Source organism: Flavobacterium fructosi, from assembly GCF_042787335.1.
Classification (GTDB): Bacteria; Bacteroidota; Bacteroidia; order Flavobacteriales; family Flavobacteriaceae; genus Flavobacterium; species Flavobacterium fructosi.
Genome location: NZ_JBHZQA010000036.1, coordinates 1 through 1168 on the forward strand (window position 1 = coordinate 1; position 1168 = coordinate 1168).

Below are 1168 nucleotides of genomic sequence, written 5' to 3' on the forward strand. Positions count from 1 at the left end.
ACGACGGATGCACTGCCGACCAGGAATTAGTGTTGACCGTAACTCCGAAACCAACGAAAGTGTCTACTCCAATAACAATCTGTTCGGGTGAAAACTATATTTGGTCTGTAAATAGTATTACCTACACCGCTGCCGGAACGTATACCAAAACAAACGACGGATGCACTGCCGACCAAGAATTAGTGTTGACCGTAACTCCGAAACCGTCGAAAGTGTCTACTCCAATAACAATCTGTTCGGGTGAAAACTATATTTGGTCTGTAAATAGTACTACCTACACTGCTGCCGGAACGTATACCAAAACAAACGACGGATGCACTGCCGACCAAGAATTAGTGTTGACCGTAACTCCGAAACCAACGAAAGTGTCGACTCCAATAACAATCTGTTCGGGTGAAAACTATACGTGGTCTGTAAATAGTACTACCTACACCGCTGGCGGAACGTATACCAAAACAAACGACGGATGCACTGCCGACCAGGAATTAGTGTTGACCGTAACTCCGAAACCAACGAAAGTGTCGACTTCAATAACAATCTGTTTGGGTGAAAACTATACGTGGTCTGTAAATAGTATTACCTACACCGCTGGCGGAACGTATACCAAAACAAACGACGGATGCACTGCCGACCAAGAATTAGTGTTGACCGTAACTCCGAAACCAACGAAAATGTCTACTCCAATAACAATCTGTTCGGGTGAAAACTATATTTGGTCTGTAAATAGTACTACCTACACCGCTGGCGGAACGTATACCAAAACAAACGACGGATGCACTGCCGACCAGGAATTAGTGTTGATTGTAACTCCGAAACCGTCGAAAGTGTCTACTCCAATAACAATCTGTTCGGGTGAAAACTATACGTGGTCTGTAAATAGTATTACCTACACCGCTGCCGGAACGTATACCAAAACAAACGGCGGATGCACTGCCGACCAAGAATTAGTGTTGACCGTAACTCCGAAACCAACGAAAGTATCTACTCCAATAACAATCTGTTCGGGTGAAAACTATATTTGGCCAGTAAATAATACTACTTACACCGCTGGCGGAACGTATACCAAAACAAACGACGGATGCACTGCCGACCAAGAATTAGTGTTGACCGTAACTCCGAAACCAACGAAAGTGTCGACTTCAATAACAATCTGTTTGGGTGAAAACTA

At 44.1% G+C, this 1168-nt stretch carries 1 pseudogene; it reads left to right on the forward strand.

What is annotated here, in order from left to right:
* Positions 1 to 1168 (forward strand): annotated as a pseudogene (locus ACFX5D_RS16240) (hypothetical protein); the annotation flags it as partial.